Annotated in this window: 18 protein-coding genes; 9 read left to right on the forward strand and 9 right to left on the reverse strand. The window is 70.4% G+C overall.

The window, feature by feature from the left end:
• Nucleotides 1–8: 8 nt before the first annotated feature.
• Together P8A20_RS33440 and P8A20_RS33445 are read left to right on the forward strand one after the other, a co-directional pair.
• The gene (locus tag P8A20_RS33440) at nucleotides 9–737 is read left to right on the forward strand and encodes a class I SAM-dependent methyltransferase (RefSeq protein WP_147962641.1); all 729 of its coding nucleotides are present in this window, start codon (nucleotides 9–11) and stop codon (nucleotides 735–737) included.
• A 21-nt stretch (nucleotides 738–758) separates the two neighbouring features.
• Nucleotides 759–1,190 carry an ArsR/SmtB family transcription factor gene (locus P8A20_RS33445; protein WP_187282345.1) on the forward strand — a complete coding sequence of 144 codons (432 nt, stop codon included), beginning with the start codon at nucleotides 759–761 and terminating at the stop codon, nucleotides 1,188–1,190.
• On the opposite strand, the gene P8A20_RS33450 is transcribed toward P8A20_RS33445, so the two are convergent.
• Complete coding sequence (locus P8A20_RS33450) at nucleotides 1,155–2,531, reverse strand: FAD-dependent oxidoreductase (RefSeq protein WP_306104856.1); 1,377 nt, start codon at nucleotides 2,529–2,531, stop codon at nucleotides 1,155–1,157. The two genes, P8A20_RS33445 and P8A20_RS33450, sit on opposite strands and share 36 nt — an antisense overlap.
• Nucleotides 2,532–2,634: 103 nt before the next feature.
• Complete coding sequence (locus P8A20_RS33455; protein ID WP_306105229.1) at nucleotides 2,635–3,288, reverse strand: DUF305 domain-containing protein; 654 nt, start codon at nucleotides 3,286–3,288, stop codon at nucleotides 2,635–2,637.
• 181 nt (nucleotides 3,289–3,469) lie between these two features.
• Here P8A20_RS33455 and P8A20_RS33460 point away from each other — a divergent pair, with 181 nt between their 5' ends.
• On the forward strand, nucleotides 3,470–4,960 hold the full coding sequence (locus tag P8A20_RS33460; protein WP_147962644.1) for an LVIVD repeat-containing protein: 1,491 nt from the start codon (nucleotides 3,470–3,472) through the stop codon (nucleotides 4,958–4,960).
• Between the two features lie 174 nt (nucleotides 4,961–5,134).
• Here P8A20_RS33460 and P8A20_RS33465 read toward each other — a convergent pair whose 3' ends face one another.
• The 5 genes from P8A20_RS33465 to P8A20_RS33485 all read right to left on the reverse strand — a co-directional run bounded on the left by P8A20_RS33465 (nucleotide 5,135) and on the right by P8A20_RS33485 (nucleotide 8,496).
• Nucleotides 5,135–5,314 carry a hypothetical protein gene (locus tag P8A20_RS33465; protein WP_147962645.1) on the reverse strand — a complete coding sequence of 60 codons (180 nt, stop codon included), beginning with the start codon at nucleotides 5,312–5,314 and terminating at the stop codon, nucleotides 5,135–5,137.
• Between the two features lie 103 nt (nucleotides 5,315–5,417).
• The gene (locus tag P8A20_RS33470; RefSeq protein WP_147962646.1) at nucleotides 5,418–6,119 is read right to left on the reverse strand and encodes an HAD family hydrolase; all 702 of its coding nucleotides are present in this window, start codon (nucleotides 6,117–6,119) and stop codon (nucleotides 5,418–5,420) included.
• A gap of 30 nt (nucleotides 6,120–6,149) precedes the next feature.
• The gene (locus P8A20_RS33475; protein ID WP_147962647.1) at nucleotides 6,150–6,845 is read right to left on the reverse strand and encodes a phosphatase PAP2 family protein; all 696 of its coding nucleotides are present in this window, start codon (nucleotides 6,843–6,845) and stop codon (nucleotides 6,150–6,152) included.
• A gap of 34 nt (nucleotides 6,846–6,879) precedes the next feature.
• Nucleotides 6,880–7,815 carry a M56 family metallopeptidase gene (locus P8A20_RS33480; protein WP_147962648.1) on the reverse strand — a complete coding sequence of 312 codons (936 nt, stop codon included), beginning with the start codon at nucleotides 7,813–7,815 and terminating at the stop codon, nucleotides 6,880–6,882.
• 87 nt (nucleotides 7,816–7,902) lie between these two features.
• Nucleotides 7,903–8,496, reverse strand: a complete 594-nt coding sequence (locus P8A20_RS33485; protein ID WP_147962649.1) for a DUF5134 domain-containing protein — start codon at nucleotides 8,494–8,496, stop codon at nucleotides 7,903–7,905.
• A 174-nt stretch (nucleotides 8,497–8,670) separates the two neighbouring features.
• Here P8A20_RS33485 and P8A20_RS33490 point away from each other — a divergent pair, with 174 nt between their 5' ends.
• Nucleotides 8,671–9,288 carry a GNAT family N-acetyltransferase gene (locus P8A20_RS33490; protein WP_306104857.1) on the forward strand — a complete coding sequence of 206 codons (618 nt, stop codon included), beginning with the start codon at nucleotides 8,671–8,673 and terminating at the stop codon, nucleotides 9,286–9,288.
• Here P8A20_RS33490 and P8A20_RS33495 read toward each other — a convergent pair.
• Entirely contained in the window at nucleotides 9,249–9,899 is a 651-nt protein-coding gene (locus tag P8A20_RS33495) for a glycerophosphodiester phosphodiesterase (protein ID WP_147962795.1), read from the reverse strand. The two genes, P8A20_RS33490 and P8A20_RS33495, sit on opposite strands and share 40 nt — an antisense overlap.
• A gap of 280 nt (nucleotides 9,900–10,179) precedes the next feature.
• Here P8A20_RS33495 and P8A20_RS33500 point away from each other — a divergent pair, with 280 nt between their 5' ends.
• Genes P8A20_RS33500 through P8A20_RS33510 form a run of 3 tightly spaced genes read left to right on the forward strand, consistent with a single transcriptional unit; the run spans nucleotide 10,180 to nucleotide 13,432 of the window.
• Nucleotides 10,180–11,577 carry a DUF6421 family protein gene (locus P8A20_RS33500; protein WP_147962650.1) on the forward strand — a complete coding sequence of 466 codons (1,398 nt, stop codon included), beginning with the start codon at nucleotides 10,180–10,182 and terminating at the stop codon, nucleotides 11,575–11,577.
• 26 nt (nucleotides 11,578–11,603) lie between these two features.
• On the forward strand, nucleotides 11,604–12,368 hold the full coding sequence (locus tag P8A20_RS33505; protein ID WP_147962651.1) for an SDR family NAD(P)-dependent oxidoreductase: 765 nt from the start codon (nucleotides 11,604–11,606) through the stop codon (nucleotides 12,366–12,368).
• Nucleotides 12,347–13,432, forward strand: coding sequence for a threonine aldolase family protein (locus tag P8A20_RS33510; protein WP_147962652.1), 1,086 nt, complete (start codon nucleotides 12,347–12,349; stop codon nucleotides 13,430–13,432). Before P8A20_RS33505 ends, P8A20_RS33510 begins: the two co-directional genes overlap by 22 nt.
• A 217-nt stretch (nucleotides 13,433–13,649) precedes the next feature.
• On the opposite strand, the gene P8A20_RS33515 is transcribed toward P8A20_RS33510, so the two are convergent.
• Nucleotides 13,650–14,372, reverse strand: a complete 723-nt coding sequence (locus P8A20_RS33515) for a lysophospholipid acyltransferase family protein (protein WP_147962653.1) — start codon at nucleotides 14,370–14,372, stop codon at nucleotides 13,650–13,652.
• A gap of 219 nt (nucleotides 14,373–14,591) precedes the next feature.
• Between P8A20_RS33515 and P8A20_RS33520 the strand changes: the two genes are divergently transcribed.
• Both P8A20_RS33520 and P8A20_RS33525 read left to right on the forward strand, forming a co-directional pair.
• Nucleotides 14,592–14,918: a TlpA family protein disulfide reductase gene (locus P8A20_RS33520; RefSeq protein WP_147962654.1), complete on the forward strand. Its 327-nt coding sequence runs from the start codon at nucleotides 14,592–14,594 to the stop codon at nucleotides 14,916–14,918.
• Nucleotides 14,919–15,114: 196 nt separating this feature from the next.
• Complete coding sequence (locus P8A20_RS33525) at nucleotides 15,115–15,621, forward strand: flavin reductase family protein (RefSeq protein WP_147962655.1); 507 nt, start codon at nucleotides 15,115–15,117, stop codon at nucleotides 15,619–15,621.
• Nucleotides 15,622–15,662 lie beyond the last annotated feature (41 nt).

The following is a 15,662-nucleotide window of genomic DNA, read 5'->3' on the forward strand; positions in this document are numbered from 1 at the left end:
GAGCGGCGATGTTCACTCCTCAGGGCCCCACGCTGCGCGAGCTGGCCGTACAGGCGCTCTCCTCGACGATGCGGGGATACGACCTGCTCGCACCGAAGTTCGACCGGACGCCCTATCGGACTCCGGACCGGGTGCTCGAAGCCGTAGCCGAAGCCGTGCGGCCCCTCGGGCCGTTCGGCCGGGGCCTGGACGTCTGCTGCGGCACCGGGGCGGGCGTGGACGTGCTGCGCGGGCTCTGCCGGGAGCGTGTCACCGGCGTCGACTTCAGCGCGGGCATGCTCGACGTCGCCCGGGGTGCGCACACCGGGGCCGCCGGAGGCCCGGTCGTGGACTGGGTCCGGGCGGACGCCCTGGCCCTGCCGTTCACCCGCGCCTTCGACCTGGCCCTGAGCTTCGGGGCGTTCGGCCATTTCCTGCCGGAGGAGCGTCCCGGGCTGTTCGGCCAGGTCCATGGCGCGCTCCGGCCGGGCGGGCTGTTCGTCTTTCCGGTCGGCGCCCCGCCCGCGGTGGGTTCCCGGGCGTACTGGTCGCTTCTCGGCTTCGACCTGGCCATGCGGGCGCGCAACGCCCTGTGGCGCCCGCCCTTCGTGATGTACTACCGCACCTTCCCGCTCGCGGGAGTGACGGACGACCTCGTGAGGACCGGATTCACGGTGCGGCTGCTGCCCCTGGAGGAGTTCGGCCGGAGACCCGACGGCAGCCCCCGCGTCCGGCTCGTGGTGGCTGCCCGTGCATAAAACTACGACGACTCTCGTACAATGGAGTCCCCTGTCCGAAGTGGAGCCACCGTGACGACGAACACCGCTCGCGTGCTCGCCCACCCCTCGCGTGACGAGATCCGCGTCGAGGGAGTGCTCCACGCGCTGGCCGATCCGATCAGGCTGCGGATCGTGCGCCAGCTGGCCGGAGCGGCGGACGAGCAGGCATGCTCCCGCTTCGACCTCCCCGTGTCCAAGTCCACCACCACGCACCACTTCAGGGTGCTCCGTGAGAACGGCGTCATCAACCAGTTCTACCGGGGCACGGCCAAGCTGAGCTGCGTACGGACCGAGGACCTGGACGTGCTCTTCCCCGGTCTGCTCGACAGCGTCCTGCGCGGAGCGGACCTGCAGGCCCGGCGCCTCGGCAGCGCCGACGCGTCCTCGGCGACACCGTCAGGGGCCGCCGCGGGCCGCGTCGAGCAGCCCTGACCAGTCGGGGATCTTCACCCGCCCACGTCCGAGCGAACGGCCCAGCGCCGACTCCGCGCGTTCGATGGAGAGCCATCCGTCCCACTCCACCGGCCGCAGCCCCTGGGACCGGAGAACCTCCAGCGGATCGGCGGGGACCTCCCGGCCGGCAAGGAGCGGCGCGTCCTCGACCAGCGAGGCGACGGTCTCCTTGGCACACGACCGGTTCGAGCCGATCACCCCGGTGGGGCCGCGCTTGATCCATCCGGCGACGTACTCCCCGGGCGACGTCCTGCCGTCCCTGACCACCCGGCCCGCCACATGGGGCACGGTGCCGTGCGCAGGGTCGAAGGGCAGCCCCCGCAGAGGCGTCCCCCGGTATCCCACTGCGCGCAGGACCAACTGCGCCTCGACGTCCTCGTACGCCCCGGTGTCCCGCACGCCCCCGGAACCGTCCGGAGCCGTCCGCGCGAACCGTACCCCCGCCACCCTGCCCTCACGCTCCAGCAGTTCGACCGGGCGCAGGAAGAACCGCAGCCGGATGCGGCGCTCCCCGTCGAGCGCGGCGCGCGGCGGGGCACCCGCCCACCCGCGCAGCACGTCCAGATTGCGCCGGACCACGGCGGGCAGCGGCTCCCCGGCGCACTCCGCCGAGGCGGCGTACGCCGGGTCGAGCGCCAGTTCCGCCCCGTCGACGACGATCCGTGCCCGGGGGAGCGCACCGAGCTCGCGCAGCTCCTTCGTGGTGAATCTGGCCGCCGAGGGGCCGCGCCTGCCGACGAGGTGCACCTCACGCACCCGGCTCGCGCCCAGCAGGTCGAGAGCGGCCCTCGGCACGTCCGTGCCCCGCAGTTCCGCAGCGCCGCGAGCCAGTATCCGGGCCACGTCGACCGCCACGTTGCCGACCCCGATCACCACCGCCGAGCGGGCCAGGAGGGCGAAGCCCCCGGCGGCCGCGTCCGGGTGGGCGCTGTACCAGGAGACGAACTCGGTGGCGGAGAAACTTCCCGGCAGCCCCTCCCCGGGAACGGAGAGCGGCCGGTCGGCCGCCGCCCCGACGCAGTAGACCACCGCGTGGTACAGCTCCTTCAGCCGGGCGGGTGACACCCCGCCGGCGCCGCCCACCTCGACATGGCCCGCGAAGGTGATCCGGTCGTCGTCCTCCAAAACCGTCCGCAGACTGCCCTGCAGAGACTTGATCTTCTCGTGGTCGGGCGCCACGCCGTAGCGGACCAGCCCGTACGGTGTGGGCAGCCGGTCCAGTACGTGCACCCGCACATCAGGCACCCGCGACTGCCGCAGCAGCTCCTGGGCCGTGTAGACCCCGCTGGGACCCGAACCGACGACGGCGACACGGAGCACGGCGTACCTCCTCCCGCAGGCTCCCTCCAGCATGGCACCGCAGGGGCGAGGCGGGGAGAGGCGCGCGGGCCCGGCCCCGCGACCCTGCGGAGCCCTCCCGGCCTCAGGCCATCAGCCCACGCATCCGGTCGATCTCCACGGTCTGCTGGGCGACGACGTCGTTGGCCATCTCCTCCACCAGGACGTTGTTGCCGTCCGCCAGGGCTTCGGTCGCCATGGTGACCGCACCCTGGTGGTGCGTGATCATCAGCTCGAGGAACATCCGGTCGAAGGCCTTCCCCCGCGTGGCGCGCAGCTCCTCGATCTGTTTGCCGGTGGCCATGCCGGGCATCGCGGAGTGGTCGTGCGACTCCTCGCGTCCGTCCCCGCCGTTGTTCTTCAGCCAGCCCTCCATCGCACCGATCTCCGGCTTCTGGGCAGCGGATATGCGCTGGGCGAGCCGTTCGACCGAGGAGGACGCCGCCCGTCCGGGGACGAGAGCGGTCAGCACCAGGGCCTGTTCGTGATGCTCGATCATCATGCGCGCGTAGCGGAAGTCGGCGGAGTTGGGGGTGTCGACCCCGGCGGCCTTCACCGCCTCCTCGGCCGACAGCGTCCTGGCCGGCTCACCGGGCTTTCCTGGTGCCACGATCGAAGGGCCCTCGTCCGCCCCGGCCTTCGCCTCGCCGCCCCCGTCGCAGCCGCCCAGGGCGAGAACAGCGGCCACGAGAGTGACCGTGAGGGCGGCCGGGCGCACGAGCCTGGTCCGACGGGGCATCAACACGGCTACCTCCATGGGCACATGAGTGTGTTGCAGACCGTCCTAACACCTACCACCGGCCAAAGATCAAAAACTTTCATTACGTCTCTGTTGCCATCTGTTGGTGTGTACATGAGAGGGACGATACTGCCGGGGTCCGATAGCCGTTCTTCGGAGAACGGAAACAAGGGAGGACGCAGTGACCTCGTTGCACACCACCAGCGTGCGGCGCAGACGTCTGGGTGTGGCGGCAGCCGCGGCCGGACTCATCGCCACGCTGTTCACGGCCGGACCCGCGGCCGCGACACCCGACCCGGGCGACACCGCCACCACACGCAGCGGTGTCTCCGTGAGTGAGCAGGCGGAAGCCAGAGCCGCCATCGAGAGCGGCGAGATACCCGGTGTGGACGAGATCGTCCACAGCGCGAACATCGAGCACCTCGCGAACGTCCCCAAGGACGCGCTTCAGGGGCTCAACACGGACCTGGCCTTCCAGGGCAGCTACGCCTACGCGGGAAACTACGACGGTTTCCGGATCTTCGACATCCGCAACCCGAAGAAGCCGAGGACCGTCGCCCAGGTCCTGTGCCCCGGCTCGCAGAACGACATCTCGGTCTCGGGGAACCTGCTCTTCCTGTCGACCGACTCCTCGCGCAGTGACAACTCGTGCGCCAGCACCACCCAGCCGGCCACGGAGAAGTCCTCCTGGGAGGGCATGAAGGTCTTCGACATCAGCGACAAGCGCAACCCGAAGTACGTCGCGGCGGTCGAGACCGCGTGTGGTTCGCACACCCACACGATCATCCCGGAGCGCAAGAACGTCTACGTGTACGTCTCGTCGTACTCGCCGAACGAGACGTTCCCGGACTGCCAGCCGCCGCACGACGGGATCTCCGTCATCAAGGTGCCGCGCAACGCTCCCGAGGACTCCCGGATCGTCAACTTCCCGGTGCTCTTCCCGGACGGCGGCAACCCGGGCGCGCCGACCAACCCCGGCGTCTCGAAGACCACCGGATGCCACGACATCACCGTTCTGCCGTCGAAGGACCTGGCAGCCGGCGCGTGCATGGGTGACGGTCTGCTGTTCTCCATCAAGGACCCGGAGAACCCCAAGATCATCGACCGGGTCCAGGACAACGTGAACTTCGCGTTCTGGCACTCCGCGACCTTCAACCAGGACGCCGACAAGGTCGTGTTCACCGACGAGCTCGGCGGCGGCGGCGCGGCGACCTGCAACGACGAGATCGGCCCGAACCGTGGCGCGGACGGTGTCTACGACATCAAGGGCCGGGGCGACCACCGCAAGCTGGTCTTCCGCAGCTACTTCAAGATCGACCGCCCGCAGGCGGACACCGAGGTCTGTGTCGCGCACAACGGTTCGATCATCCCGGTCAAGGGCCGCGACATCATGGTCCAGGCCTGGTACCAGGGCGGGATCTCCGTGTGGGACTTCACCGACTCCGCCAAGCCCAAGGAGATCGCCTACTTCGAACGCGGTCCGGTCTCCACGGAGGCGGTCACCACGGCCGGTCCGTGGTCGGCCTACTACTACAACGGCTACATCTACTCCAACGACATCGCCAAGGGCTTCGATGTCCTGAAGCTCAACGACCGGCGGACCGACCCGGCGAAGAAGGTGCGGCTGCCGGAGCTCAACGTGCAGACGCAGCCGGACTACTTCGGCCGCTGATCCAGGGGTTCGCCCCGCGCCTCGTGCGGTTCGCAGGCAGATGGGAAGAAGTGCCCCGCCGGGAGGTCTCCACCCGGCGGGGCACATCCGTCCCGTCGACCCGCGAGGGGACGCGCTGCAGCACTGTCACCGGCGATGCGTGGAGCACCGCGCCGGACGCGGCGGCCCGGTCGCTCAGGCGGCCGGCCGCACGCTCGTCCCCGCGGCAGCCGCCCACTCCACCAGCAGGCGCTGGTACTCCGTCTCGTCGTCCGGGGACAGCAGCCCGCCCGAACGCTGCCAGAGCGTGCGGATCTGTTCGTTGACCTCGGAGGCGGTGCGTACGGCGGCAGACGTGTTCGGGTACGGGGACATGTCCCCCAAACTAAACCCCTGCCGAGCCGTCGGACCCCCTTGCGGGCAGGGATATCCCTCACACCTTCTCCCGGAATCCTTCACGAGCGCCGGGGTCGCGCCGTCACCCGGCGGATCCCGTCAGCCCCAGCGCCCGGAGTCCGTCAGGCCGCTCCGTCACGGGCAGATGGTCGACGAAACGCACGTCACAGCCCACGGCGGCCGCACCCGCGTCCGCGTGGCGGTCGTCACCGACCATGACCACCTCCGCGGGATCACACCCCAGCAGCGAGCACGCCGTGCGGAACAGGCCCGGATCGGGCTTCTGGACGCCGTGTTCGTAGGACAGGACGTACACGTCGATCAGCTCGTCCAGGCCGTGCGCACGGAATACGGGGCGCAGGTCCCAGCCGATGTTGCTCACGACGCCGACCGCCGTGCCGTCACGGCGCAGCGAGCGCAGCACCTCCGCCGCGTCGGGGTACGGCCGCCAGGCGGCGGGGCTCATGTGGCGCTCGTACAGTGCCTCGTACAGGCCCGGATCCGGGAGGGCCGCCTGACGGGCCATGCCGGTGTAGGCCTCTCTGTGCTGACGGGCGCTGCTGTCGCGCTCGGCCCACACGGCTGTCAGCGACGGCGGGATCCTTTCGGGGCCCGGGCCTCCGGGAAGCGCTCCGGCCTCGGTCAGCCGGCGCGCGTAGCGCTCGAAGTCGGCCTGCCCCATGGCCGTGCCCCGCGCGTCGAGGACGGCACGCAGCCACGCGTCGACGGGCTCGATCCGGAAGAGGGTCCCGGAGAAGTCGAAAAGAACACCCTTGATCTGCATGAGCCGATCTTCGCCGCCCCCGGGGGGAAGCTACAAGCGGCTCTCCTCGTCACCGGCCTGCCGCCGGCTGTGACGGGTGTACCTGTCGTAGCCGGCCACGGAGAAAGCGACCAGGGTGCTTCCCAGCAGCACTCCGCCCACCACGTCGCTCAGCCAGTGCACGCCCAGGTAGACGCGTGTGAAGGCCACGCCGGTCACCGAGATCACGGCGAGCACGAGCGCGCCCCACCACAGGGTCTGCTGCGTGCCGTGCAGGCGCAGCAGCCACATCAGGAGCCCACAGGTCACCACGGCGGTCATGACGTGCCCCGAGGGGAAGGCCGCGTAGTGCGCCGAGTCCACCGGGTCGAGCCACCGAGGACGTTCCCGGCCCACCGCGGCCTTCAGGCCTTGCTGTACGAGTGTGGCGAGCAGGCTGGTCGCGGCTACCCACCCCGCGAGCAGGCGCGATCCGCGCCACCACAGGGCGATCACGACGACCGCCGTCAGGACGCGCATCGTCCAGGGGTCCCACACCCAGTCCGTCAGTACCCGGTTGACGTGGACCAGCCCCGGTTCGGTCACCGCGCTGCGGTGCAGTGACCCGGCCACCGCTGTGTCCAGCGACATCAGGGGCGACCAGCGGACCGCGACCAGCACGAGCACGACGAGTGACAGCGAGGCACCGGCGAGGCCGGTGATCAGCAGGAGGGACCGGGGCCGCGGAGGGGCGGGAGGGGAGTGCATGGGTACGATCCTCCGCCACGAGCCGCGCGTGAGGCTATCCCAGAGCGCTGAGTCCGGGCACGAATGCCACCAGCAGCGGGACCACCGGCACCAGGGCCGCCGCGGCGGTCAACCGCAGCCGACGGCCCGCGGTGAGCCGCTCCACCGGAGTCAGCAGGCGGTTCACCCTGAGCGGCATCTGGGCGCCGGAGGCGGGTGCGGGGCCGAACACACCGCGGTCCTCGTTGAGTTCGACCAGGGCGAGCGCGATCGTCAGACGCCCGAAGCGCCGTGACGCCATGTCGTCCGCGGCCAGTTCGACGAGATGGTGCATCTCGTCCCGGAAGGCGGCGAACACCGGCACCTGCGGGAAGCCTGTCGCGAGCGCGTCCGAGCAGTGCAGGAGCCAGTCGTGGCGGGCCTGCGCGTGTCCCTGCTCGTGGGCCAGCACGGCATCCAGCTGACGCCCCTTCAGGCGGCCGAGTGCCGCCGTGGTGACGACCAGTTGGGGAGCCGCGCCCGGCAGCCACCACGCGTCGGGCCGTTCGCCCTCCAGCACCACGAGTCGTCCGCCGCCTGCCTCCTCGCCCGGCATCAGCGGGGCGCGGACCAGCAGTTCGGTGCGCCGTTGCCTGCGGCGGGCCCGGGCCCGGTGGATCTCGCGTACGAGCATGGCGGCCGTCCACAGTCCGCCGAGGGCGAGCAGGACCGCGATGACCGCCGACCAGGGCCCGTACGCGCCGAGGGCGTACGCCTCGACCACGGCGTGCGGCGCGGGAGCGAAGACATGGCCGCGGACCGCCTGCCAGGCGGCAGCCGCGCTGAAGGTCATGGACAGCCCGAACGACAGCAGGACGCCCGCGACCACGCACTGCCACACCCACAGCGCCACGACCGGCTCGCGCTCGGGCCATCGGGCCCTCGCCATCAGACCCGGGGCCACGACGGCAGCCAGTGCACCGAGCAGCAGCAGCACGAGGGAGACCAACATGGGCGTCAGCCTATGAGTGCCGGGGTGTCCCCGGGTATGGCCGCGCGCGGCAAGTGACGTACGACACGGGGCGCGGGGCCGTCCGTCTCACAGGGTGAGCAGCATGGCGAACATGGCTATCCCCATGGTCAGCCTGCACGCCAGCGCGAGTTCCGGCCGCGCGTCCCAGACCGGGCCCGTCGTGGTGGTGGGGGCGCCGGCACCGGCCGGCACACCGACCGGTGCCGGGATCAGCCGGCCCGCCGAGCCCAGGACGTAGAGCGCGTAGTAGACGAGGAGGACTCCTGTCAGCGCGGGGACGCCTCCGGCCGGTTGGGCCCCGTGTCCCAGGTGGCCGCCCCCCGAGGCGTGGGCGGCGCCGGGTGCCATGGCCACGGCCATGTAGACCATCGCCAGGGAGCCGACCGCATGGTGCGGATGATGGCCGCCGTCCCTGAGGCGCACGACGGCGTGCAGGGCGGCGGCACCGAACACCACCGCATGGACCACCCACATCCACTCAGGAAGCGTTAACAGGGCCGGTGGCACCGCCATCGCGGCCATCCCGAACCCCATCAGCGCCTCGGCGCGCGCCGATCCGCGCTCCCGCTCGGTGCCGTCACGGGTCCGCAGCAGGCAGTACGCACCCGTGGCCGCACACAGCCCCATGAGCAGCCAGCCGGACAGCGCCGGTCCGTGCACGGTGCACCTCCCCCTACGGCGGATCATGCCGAAGTCATCGATGCCCCGTGGCGGCAGCTGCTACCGGGGCGCATTGGGGTATTGGGGGAGCGCGCCAGGGTCTGCGGGGGCGGTCGAGGGGCGGGTTAGTCTCGGGAAGGCACCATCGGCAGCACACCACCGGAGAAGAGCCCCATGGACATCGCACCGGCCACGGCACGGGCAGAGCTGAGCTTCCGCGACGCGACCGAGGAAGACGTGCCGGCCCTGGTGCGCCTCGTCGAGTCCGCGTACCGGGGCGATGCGAGCCGTGCCGGATGGACCACCGAGGCGGACCTCCTCCAGGGGCAGCGCACCGACGCCGACGGGGTGCGGGTGTTGCTCGCCGCCCCCTCGGGCAAGGTCCTCGTCGCCGAGCGGGACGGCAGGCCGGTCGCCTGCTGCCAGCTCGAACACCGCGGGAAGGCGGCGTACTTCGGCATGTTCGCGGTCAGGCCGGAGCTGCAGGGCGCCGGCCTCGGCAAGGTGATCATCGCCGAGGCGGAGCGCACGGCCCGGGAGGACTGGGGCGCGGACGAGATGCACATGACGGTGATCTCGGTCCGCGAGGAGCTGATCGCCTGGTACGAGCGCCGTGGCTACCGCCGCACGGGAGAGTTCACACCCTTCCCGTACGGCGACGAGCGCTTCGGCGTCCCGCAGCGCGACGACCTCGTGTTCGAGCTGCTGGTCAAGGAGCTGTGGAGCGTGGCGGGTCGGGTCCCGCGTACCTCTCAGGCGGTGAACCGGCCGGCGCGCCGGATCTCCGGATAGTCGGTGGTCGCCCCGTCCAGATCCAGTGCGCGGACGAGGCGCAGGTGGTCCTGGGTGTTGACCACCCAGCCGATCACCTTCAGGCCCTCCGCGTGCGCCTGCTCGACCACTTCGAGGGTGAGCCGGCGGATGTTCAGGGCCAGCGTCCCGGCGCCTGCCGCCTTCGCCCGGTCGATCACGTCGGCCTCCCAGCGGCTGGCGATGAGCACCGTCCGCACGTGCGGGACCAGCTGAGCGATCTCGGCCACGGCTTCGTCATGGAACGAGGACACCTCGACGCGGCCGGCCAGATCGCGGCGCAGCATCACCTCGGCGAGCGCCCGTGCGGCCGCCACGTCCTTGATCTCGGCCTGCACGGGCGAGCCGATCGCGTCGAGCACCTCCTCGAAGACGGGCACCCGCTCTCCCTGCCCGGCGTCGAGCTCGCGGAGTTCCGCCATCGTCTTCTCGGCGATCAGCCCCCGCCCGTCCGTCGTGCGGTCCACGGCCGCGTCGTGCATCACGGCGAGCGCGCCGTCCTTGCTCAGGTGGAGATCCAGTTCCACGGCGTCCATGCCCGCCTGCTCCGCGTGCACGAACGAGCGCAGTGTGTTCTCCGGCTCGACACCCATGACCCCGCGATGACCGATGGTGAGAAAAGTCAAGGCACTCCTGCTTCCGTCCGTCGTGTTCGCCTCGCGTGCGGCTTCTACCCCCAGGGAACCAGTTCGCGCCCACAGGACGGCCTCCGCCCTGCCATACCGGCGGAAGAAGGGGTCACATCAAGGTGTGACAGGAAAAATAACGGTGATGATGAGGGGTGGCAGGATAATTTTCTGCCCTCCACTTGTCTGAAGAAGCCGAGCATGGATACGGTTGCTTGACGCGAGGTTCTCCTGTGAAGGAAGTGCTATGACGGAAATTCTTGAGCATGCCAACGCCACCGGCGCGATAGCTGCTGCCCGGCGGGTCGTGGAGCACCCGGCATGGCCCGCGCTCAAGAGTGCCGTGGAGGAGTTCCGCCCCTGGCAGTCCAAGGACGGCTCCGTCGACTTCGACGCCGAGGGCGCCCCTTCCGTCGCGGCGGCCGAGGAGGTCGTCGGACGCGTGGTCACCGCGGTCGAGCAGCTCTCCCCGCTGCTCCCGCACGACGACGCCTACCACCGTGCGCTCGTCACCGACCTGCGCAGCTGGGCCGCGGGCGGCTTCGGTGTGCCGGACTTCCTCGACTCCCTCCTCGCCTTCCAGCCGGCCGCGAACCGCGCGGACGGCCTCCAGCACCTCGTCGTGTTCGCGATGTACACGCAGAACGGCAACCCGGACCGCAATCTCGAGGCCGTCGTGCTGCGGATGGTCTGGCCGGAGTGGCTCGCCGACCTCGAGGCCACGCGCTACGACAACCCGCTGTTCTGCGGGATCACCTTCGAGGACTTCACCTCGGGCTACGACACCAACTCCGCGGTGCTCTTCCCCGAGACCATCGCCGTACGCGAGGCGCCGGAGCGCTTCAGCTGGGGCGGGATCTTCTGCGACCGTGAGGCCGCCCGCTTCCGCCGTGTGACCGAGGCGTCCGTCGACCTGCTGGGCCTCGACCTGCCCGACGACATCCGGGAGATGCTCGGCGACCAGGAACGCTGCGAGCAGGCATTCGTGCTCTGGGACATGGTCCACGACCGCACCCACAGCCACGGCGACCTTCCGTTCGACCCCTTCATGATCAAGCAGCGTCAGCCGTTCTGGATGTACGGGCTCGAGGAGCTGCGCTGCGACCTCACCGCCTTCAAGGAGGCCGTGAAGCTGGAGGCCGACGGCTTCGGCCAGGGCCGGGACGTCCAGTTCGCCGTGCTCTTCGACCGGATGTTCCGCTTCCCCGTGACGGGCGAGCGCGTGCGCAACTACGACGGTCTCGGCGGTCAGCTGCTCTTCGCGTACCTCCACAAGCACGACGTGGTCCGCTGGACCGACAACACGCTCAAGATCGACTGGGACCGCGCCCCGCAGGTCACCAACCAGCTGTGCGGAGAGATCGAGAAGCTCTACCGCGACGGCATCGACCGCCCGAAGCTCGTGCACTGGTTCGCGGCGTACGACCTGGTCGCGAGCTATCTCGCACCCCATCCGGGATCCCGCTGGGCCAAGGGCCCGGACGCCCTGGACCTGAACCAGCCGCCGCGCAAACTCGTCGACGACGTGCTTCCGGACGAGTTTCCCCTGAGCATGTTCTATGAGGCGCTCTCGAAGAAGCTGAAGCATGTGATCGCCTCCACCAAGGGGATCACCGCTGCGGACGCCGGGCGGGCAGCTGCATGAGCGCGGGTTCTGAGGAGGCGGTGGCGATGAACGGAACGGACAGGGCCGACAGCGGCGTGCTCGAGGGCGCGGTGATCGCGGTGGCAGGAGCGGCTGGGCCGGCGGGCCGCGCCACCCTGCTGAGGCTCGCCGAGGCGGGTGCGACCGTGGTGGCCTCCGACGCCAACCCCGAGCGGCTGGTGGAGGCGGTCGACGCCGCGAGGTACGCACACGGTGGAGCGACCGTCACGGGCGACACGGTCGATCTCCTGGATCCCGGGGCCGCACGCGAATGGGCGCTCAAGACGGAGAAGGAGTTCGGCCGCGTGGACGGCCTGGTCCACCTCGTCGGAGGCTGGCGGGGCGGCTCAGGCTTCGCGGACACGAGCCTCGCCGACTGGGATTTCCTGGAGAAGCTGCTGATCCGAACCGTCCAGTCCACCTCGCTGGCCTTCCAGGAGGTCCTCCAGCGCAGTGACCGGGGCCGGTACGTGCTGATCAGCGCGGCCGGGGCCAGCAGCCCCACCGCCGGCAACGCGGCCTACGCCGCGTCCAAGGCGGCAGCCGAGGCGTGGACGCTCGCCCTGGCCGACGCCTTCCGCAAGGCTGGGGGCGACGAGGGCCCGACAACGGCTGCTGCGATCCTGGTCGTCAAGGCTCTGGTGCACGATGCGATGCGCGCCGAGCGCCCGAACGCCAAGTTCGCGGGCTTCACGGACGTCACGGAGCTGGCCGAGGCCATCGCCGGAGTCTGGGACCGGCCCGCCGGAGAAGTGAACGGAAAACGTCTGTGGCTGACCCCGCAACCGTAAGGACCGACGCGCGACGTCATCATGATCCGCAGATACGCGGCTTCGCGAGCGACAACTACGCGGGTGTGCACCCGGAGATCCTCGCGGCCGTCGCACTCGCCAACGGCGGCCACCAGGTCGCCTACGGCGAGGACGACTACACCGGCCACCTCCAGCGCGTCATGCACAGCCACTTCGGCCCCACCGCCGAGGCATTCCCGGTCTTCAACGGCACCGGGGCCAACGTGGTCGCCCTCCAGGCGCTGACCGACCGCTGGGGTGCGGTGATCTGCGCCGAGTCCGCCCACATCAACGTGGACGAGGGCGGCGCGCCGGAGCGCGTGGGCGGTCTGAAGCTGCTCACGGTCCCGACGCCGGACGGGAAGCTCACCCCGGAGCTCATCGACCGGCAGGCGTTCGGCTGGGACGACGAGCACCGGGCGATGCCGCAGGTCGTCTCGATCACCCAGAACACCGAGCTCGGCACCGTCTACACGCCCCACGAGATCCGCGCCATCTGCGACCACGCCCACGAGCGGGGCATGAAGGTGCACCTCGACGGTGCCCGGATAGCCAACGCCGCCGCGTCGCTGGACGTGCCCATGCGCACGTTCACCAACACGGTCGGGGTCGACGTCCTCTCCTTCGGCGGCACCAAGAACGGCGCGCTCTTCGGCGAGGCCGTCGTCGTCCTGGACCCCGACTCCGTGCGGGCGATGAAGCACCTGCGGAAGCTGTCGATGCAGCTCGCCTCCAAGATGCGATTCGTCTCGGTCCAGCTCGAGGCGCTGCTCGCCGGGGACCTGTGGCTGCGCAACGCGCGGCACGCCAACGCCATGGCCCAGCGGCTCGCCGAAGGCGTCCGGGCGGTGGACGGGGTGGAGATCCTCCACCCCGTGCAGGCCAACGCCGTCTTCGCGCGGCTGCCCCACGAGGTCACCGAGCGGCTGCAGAAGCGGTTCCGGTTCTACTTCTGGGACGAGAAGGCCGGCGACGTCCGCTGGATGTGCGCCTTCGACACCCGGGAGGACGACGTCGACGCCTTCGTGCTGGCGCTCAAGGAGGAGATGGCGCGACAGCGGTAGCGGCATGCTCGTGCGACCGACCGGAGACATGTTGTCTCCGGTCGGCCGCATCGCTGCGTTCCCCGGGCATCTGTCACGCCGAGCACTCCCTGACCGGCCTGTGACACCGGCGGAACCGCGCTCCGGACCCGTGGGATCCCTCACGGTCCCGGTCGGCCATGAGGCCGACCGGGACCGGGGCGTGACGTTTCAGCCGTCCGTCCGCCGGTGTGGCGCGTCAGCCGCGCTCACGCACCTCGGCGGGCGTCGGAGCCGTGCCCCCGAGGTGTGCCGGCACCCACCAGGTGTCGGACGCGTCCTTGGGGCGCACCGGGTAGGCGCGCTGAGCAGCCTCGAGGAGCTCCTGCACGCGCTCACGCAGACGGCGGGTGATCGCCCCCGCGTACTGGTCGGCGGGAGCCTCCACCGCTTCGCCCACGCGGATCGTGATCGGGATGTGGCTGCGCCGGAAATTCCGCGGACGCCCCTTGGTCCACAGCCGCTGGGTCCCCCACAGAGCCATCGGGATCAGCGGTACGCCGGCCTCCTGGGCCAGTCGCGCGGCGCCGGACTTGAAGCTCTTCAGGGTGAAGGACTGCGAGATGGTCGCCTCGGGGAACACGCCGACGATCTCTCCCGCGCGCAACGAGGCGAGCGCGTGCGCGTAGGCGTCCTCGCCCTGGTTGCGGTCGACGGGGATGTGCTTCATTCCGCGCATCAGCGGACCGGACACCTTGTGACGGAAAACCGAATCCTTGGCCATGAAGCGGACGAGCCGCTTCTGGGGCAGGGCGCCGAGTCCGGTGAAGATGAAGTCCAGATAGCTGATGTGGTTGCTGACCAGAACCGCGCCACCGGTCTTCGGGATGTGCTCCGAACCCTGGGTGTCGATCTTCAGGTCGAGCGCCTTGAACAGCGTGCGAGCGGCGCCGATGACCGGCCGATAGACGAGTTCTGCCATCTGGATGAAGACCCTTCTTCAATGCCTGGGGAGGGTTCTCCCGGCGGAAGTTACGCAGCCGTAGGTTTTCGGCATTGGGGCGATCGTGCCCCATGTGCGACGCCGTGGCCAGCCCCAAAGGGCCCGGGGCGAGAGATTCTCGTCACGTGAATCCTCCGGGAATGTAATGCGGCCGCAGGACGCTGACCCCTTGCGCAGAGCTCCGAGAGGGAGGACGGGATGGACGAGCGGATGACCGGTGGAACGCTGAGTGCGGCCCAACTCGGCGAGGAACTGGGGGATCGGGCCACTCTGGTGCAGTTCTCCAGTGCGTTCTGCCAGCCGTGCCGCGCCACCAGGCGCACCCTCGCCGAGGTGGCGGGGATGGTGGAGGGGGTGACCCACATCGAGATCGACGCCGAGGCGCATCTCACGCTCGTGCGCCGCCTCGGCATCAGCCGGACCCCCACGGTGCTGGTGCTCGACGCCGACGGGCGCATCGTCCGCAGGGCGGCGGGGCAGCCGCGTACCGTGGATGTCGTCGCCGCGCTGGGGCAGGCGATGTGACGGCCCGTGACGCATCTCCCACATGACGGGACGCACTTGACTGTGTACGCCACGCATCGTCAGTCTGACGTTATGCCGCCAGAACTCCTTCTCTTCGGCCGGGTCCACGTCGACCTCGTGCGCCACGCGAGTGCGCGCTGTCCGGGTGTCTGAAGAAACCACGGACCCCGTACGCCCCTCGCAGAAGGACTCTTCGATGACGGCCTCACCTGATCTCCGCAACGTCCGGACGGCTGCGCCGGAACTCCTGCGCTCCGTCTTCAGGCAGCACGCCGCCGGTGTCGCCGTGATCACCGCGGCGGGCGCGCGTCCGGCCGGTTTCACCGCGACCTCGCTCAACTCCGTCGCCGCCGAGCCGCCCCTGGTCTCCTTCGGGGTGGGCACCTCTTCCTCCAGCTGGCCCGTGGTCGAGGAGGCGGAGCACGTGGGCGTGCACATACTCGGCGAGGACCAGCAGGAGCTCGCCGCGACGTTCGCGCGCAGCGGCGCCGACCGTTTCGGTCCGTCCACCGACTGGCGCAGCGGCCCCGAGGGGGTGCCGTTGCTCGGGGGAGTGGTGGCCTGGCTGGTCTGCCGGGTGGTGGCCCGGATCCCCGCGGGGGACCACCGCATCGTGATCGCCGAGGTCGTGGCCGGTGATCCGTCGGAGGGCGGCCGGCCGCTGGTCTACCACCAAGGCCGTTTCACCGCTCTGCGAGACTGAGGGCGAGCAAGTCGGCAGCGGGACCGGACCCGTTGGCTACG

This window comes from Streptomyces sp. Alt3 (genome assembly GCF_030719215.1).
GTDB lineage: Bacteria > Actinomycetota > Actinomycetes > Streptomycetales > Streptomycetaceae > Streptomyces > Streptomyces glycanivorans.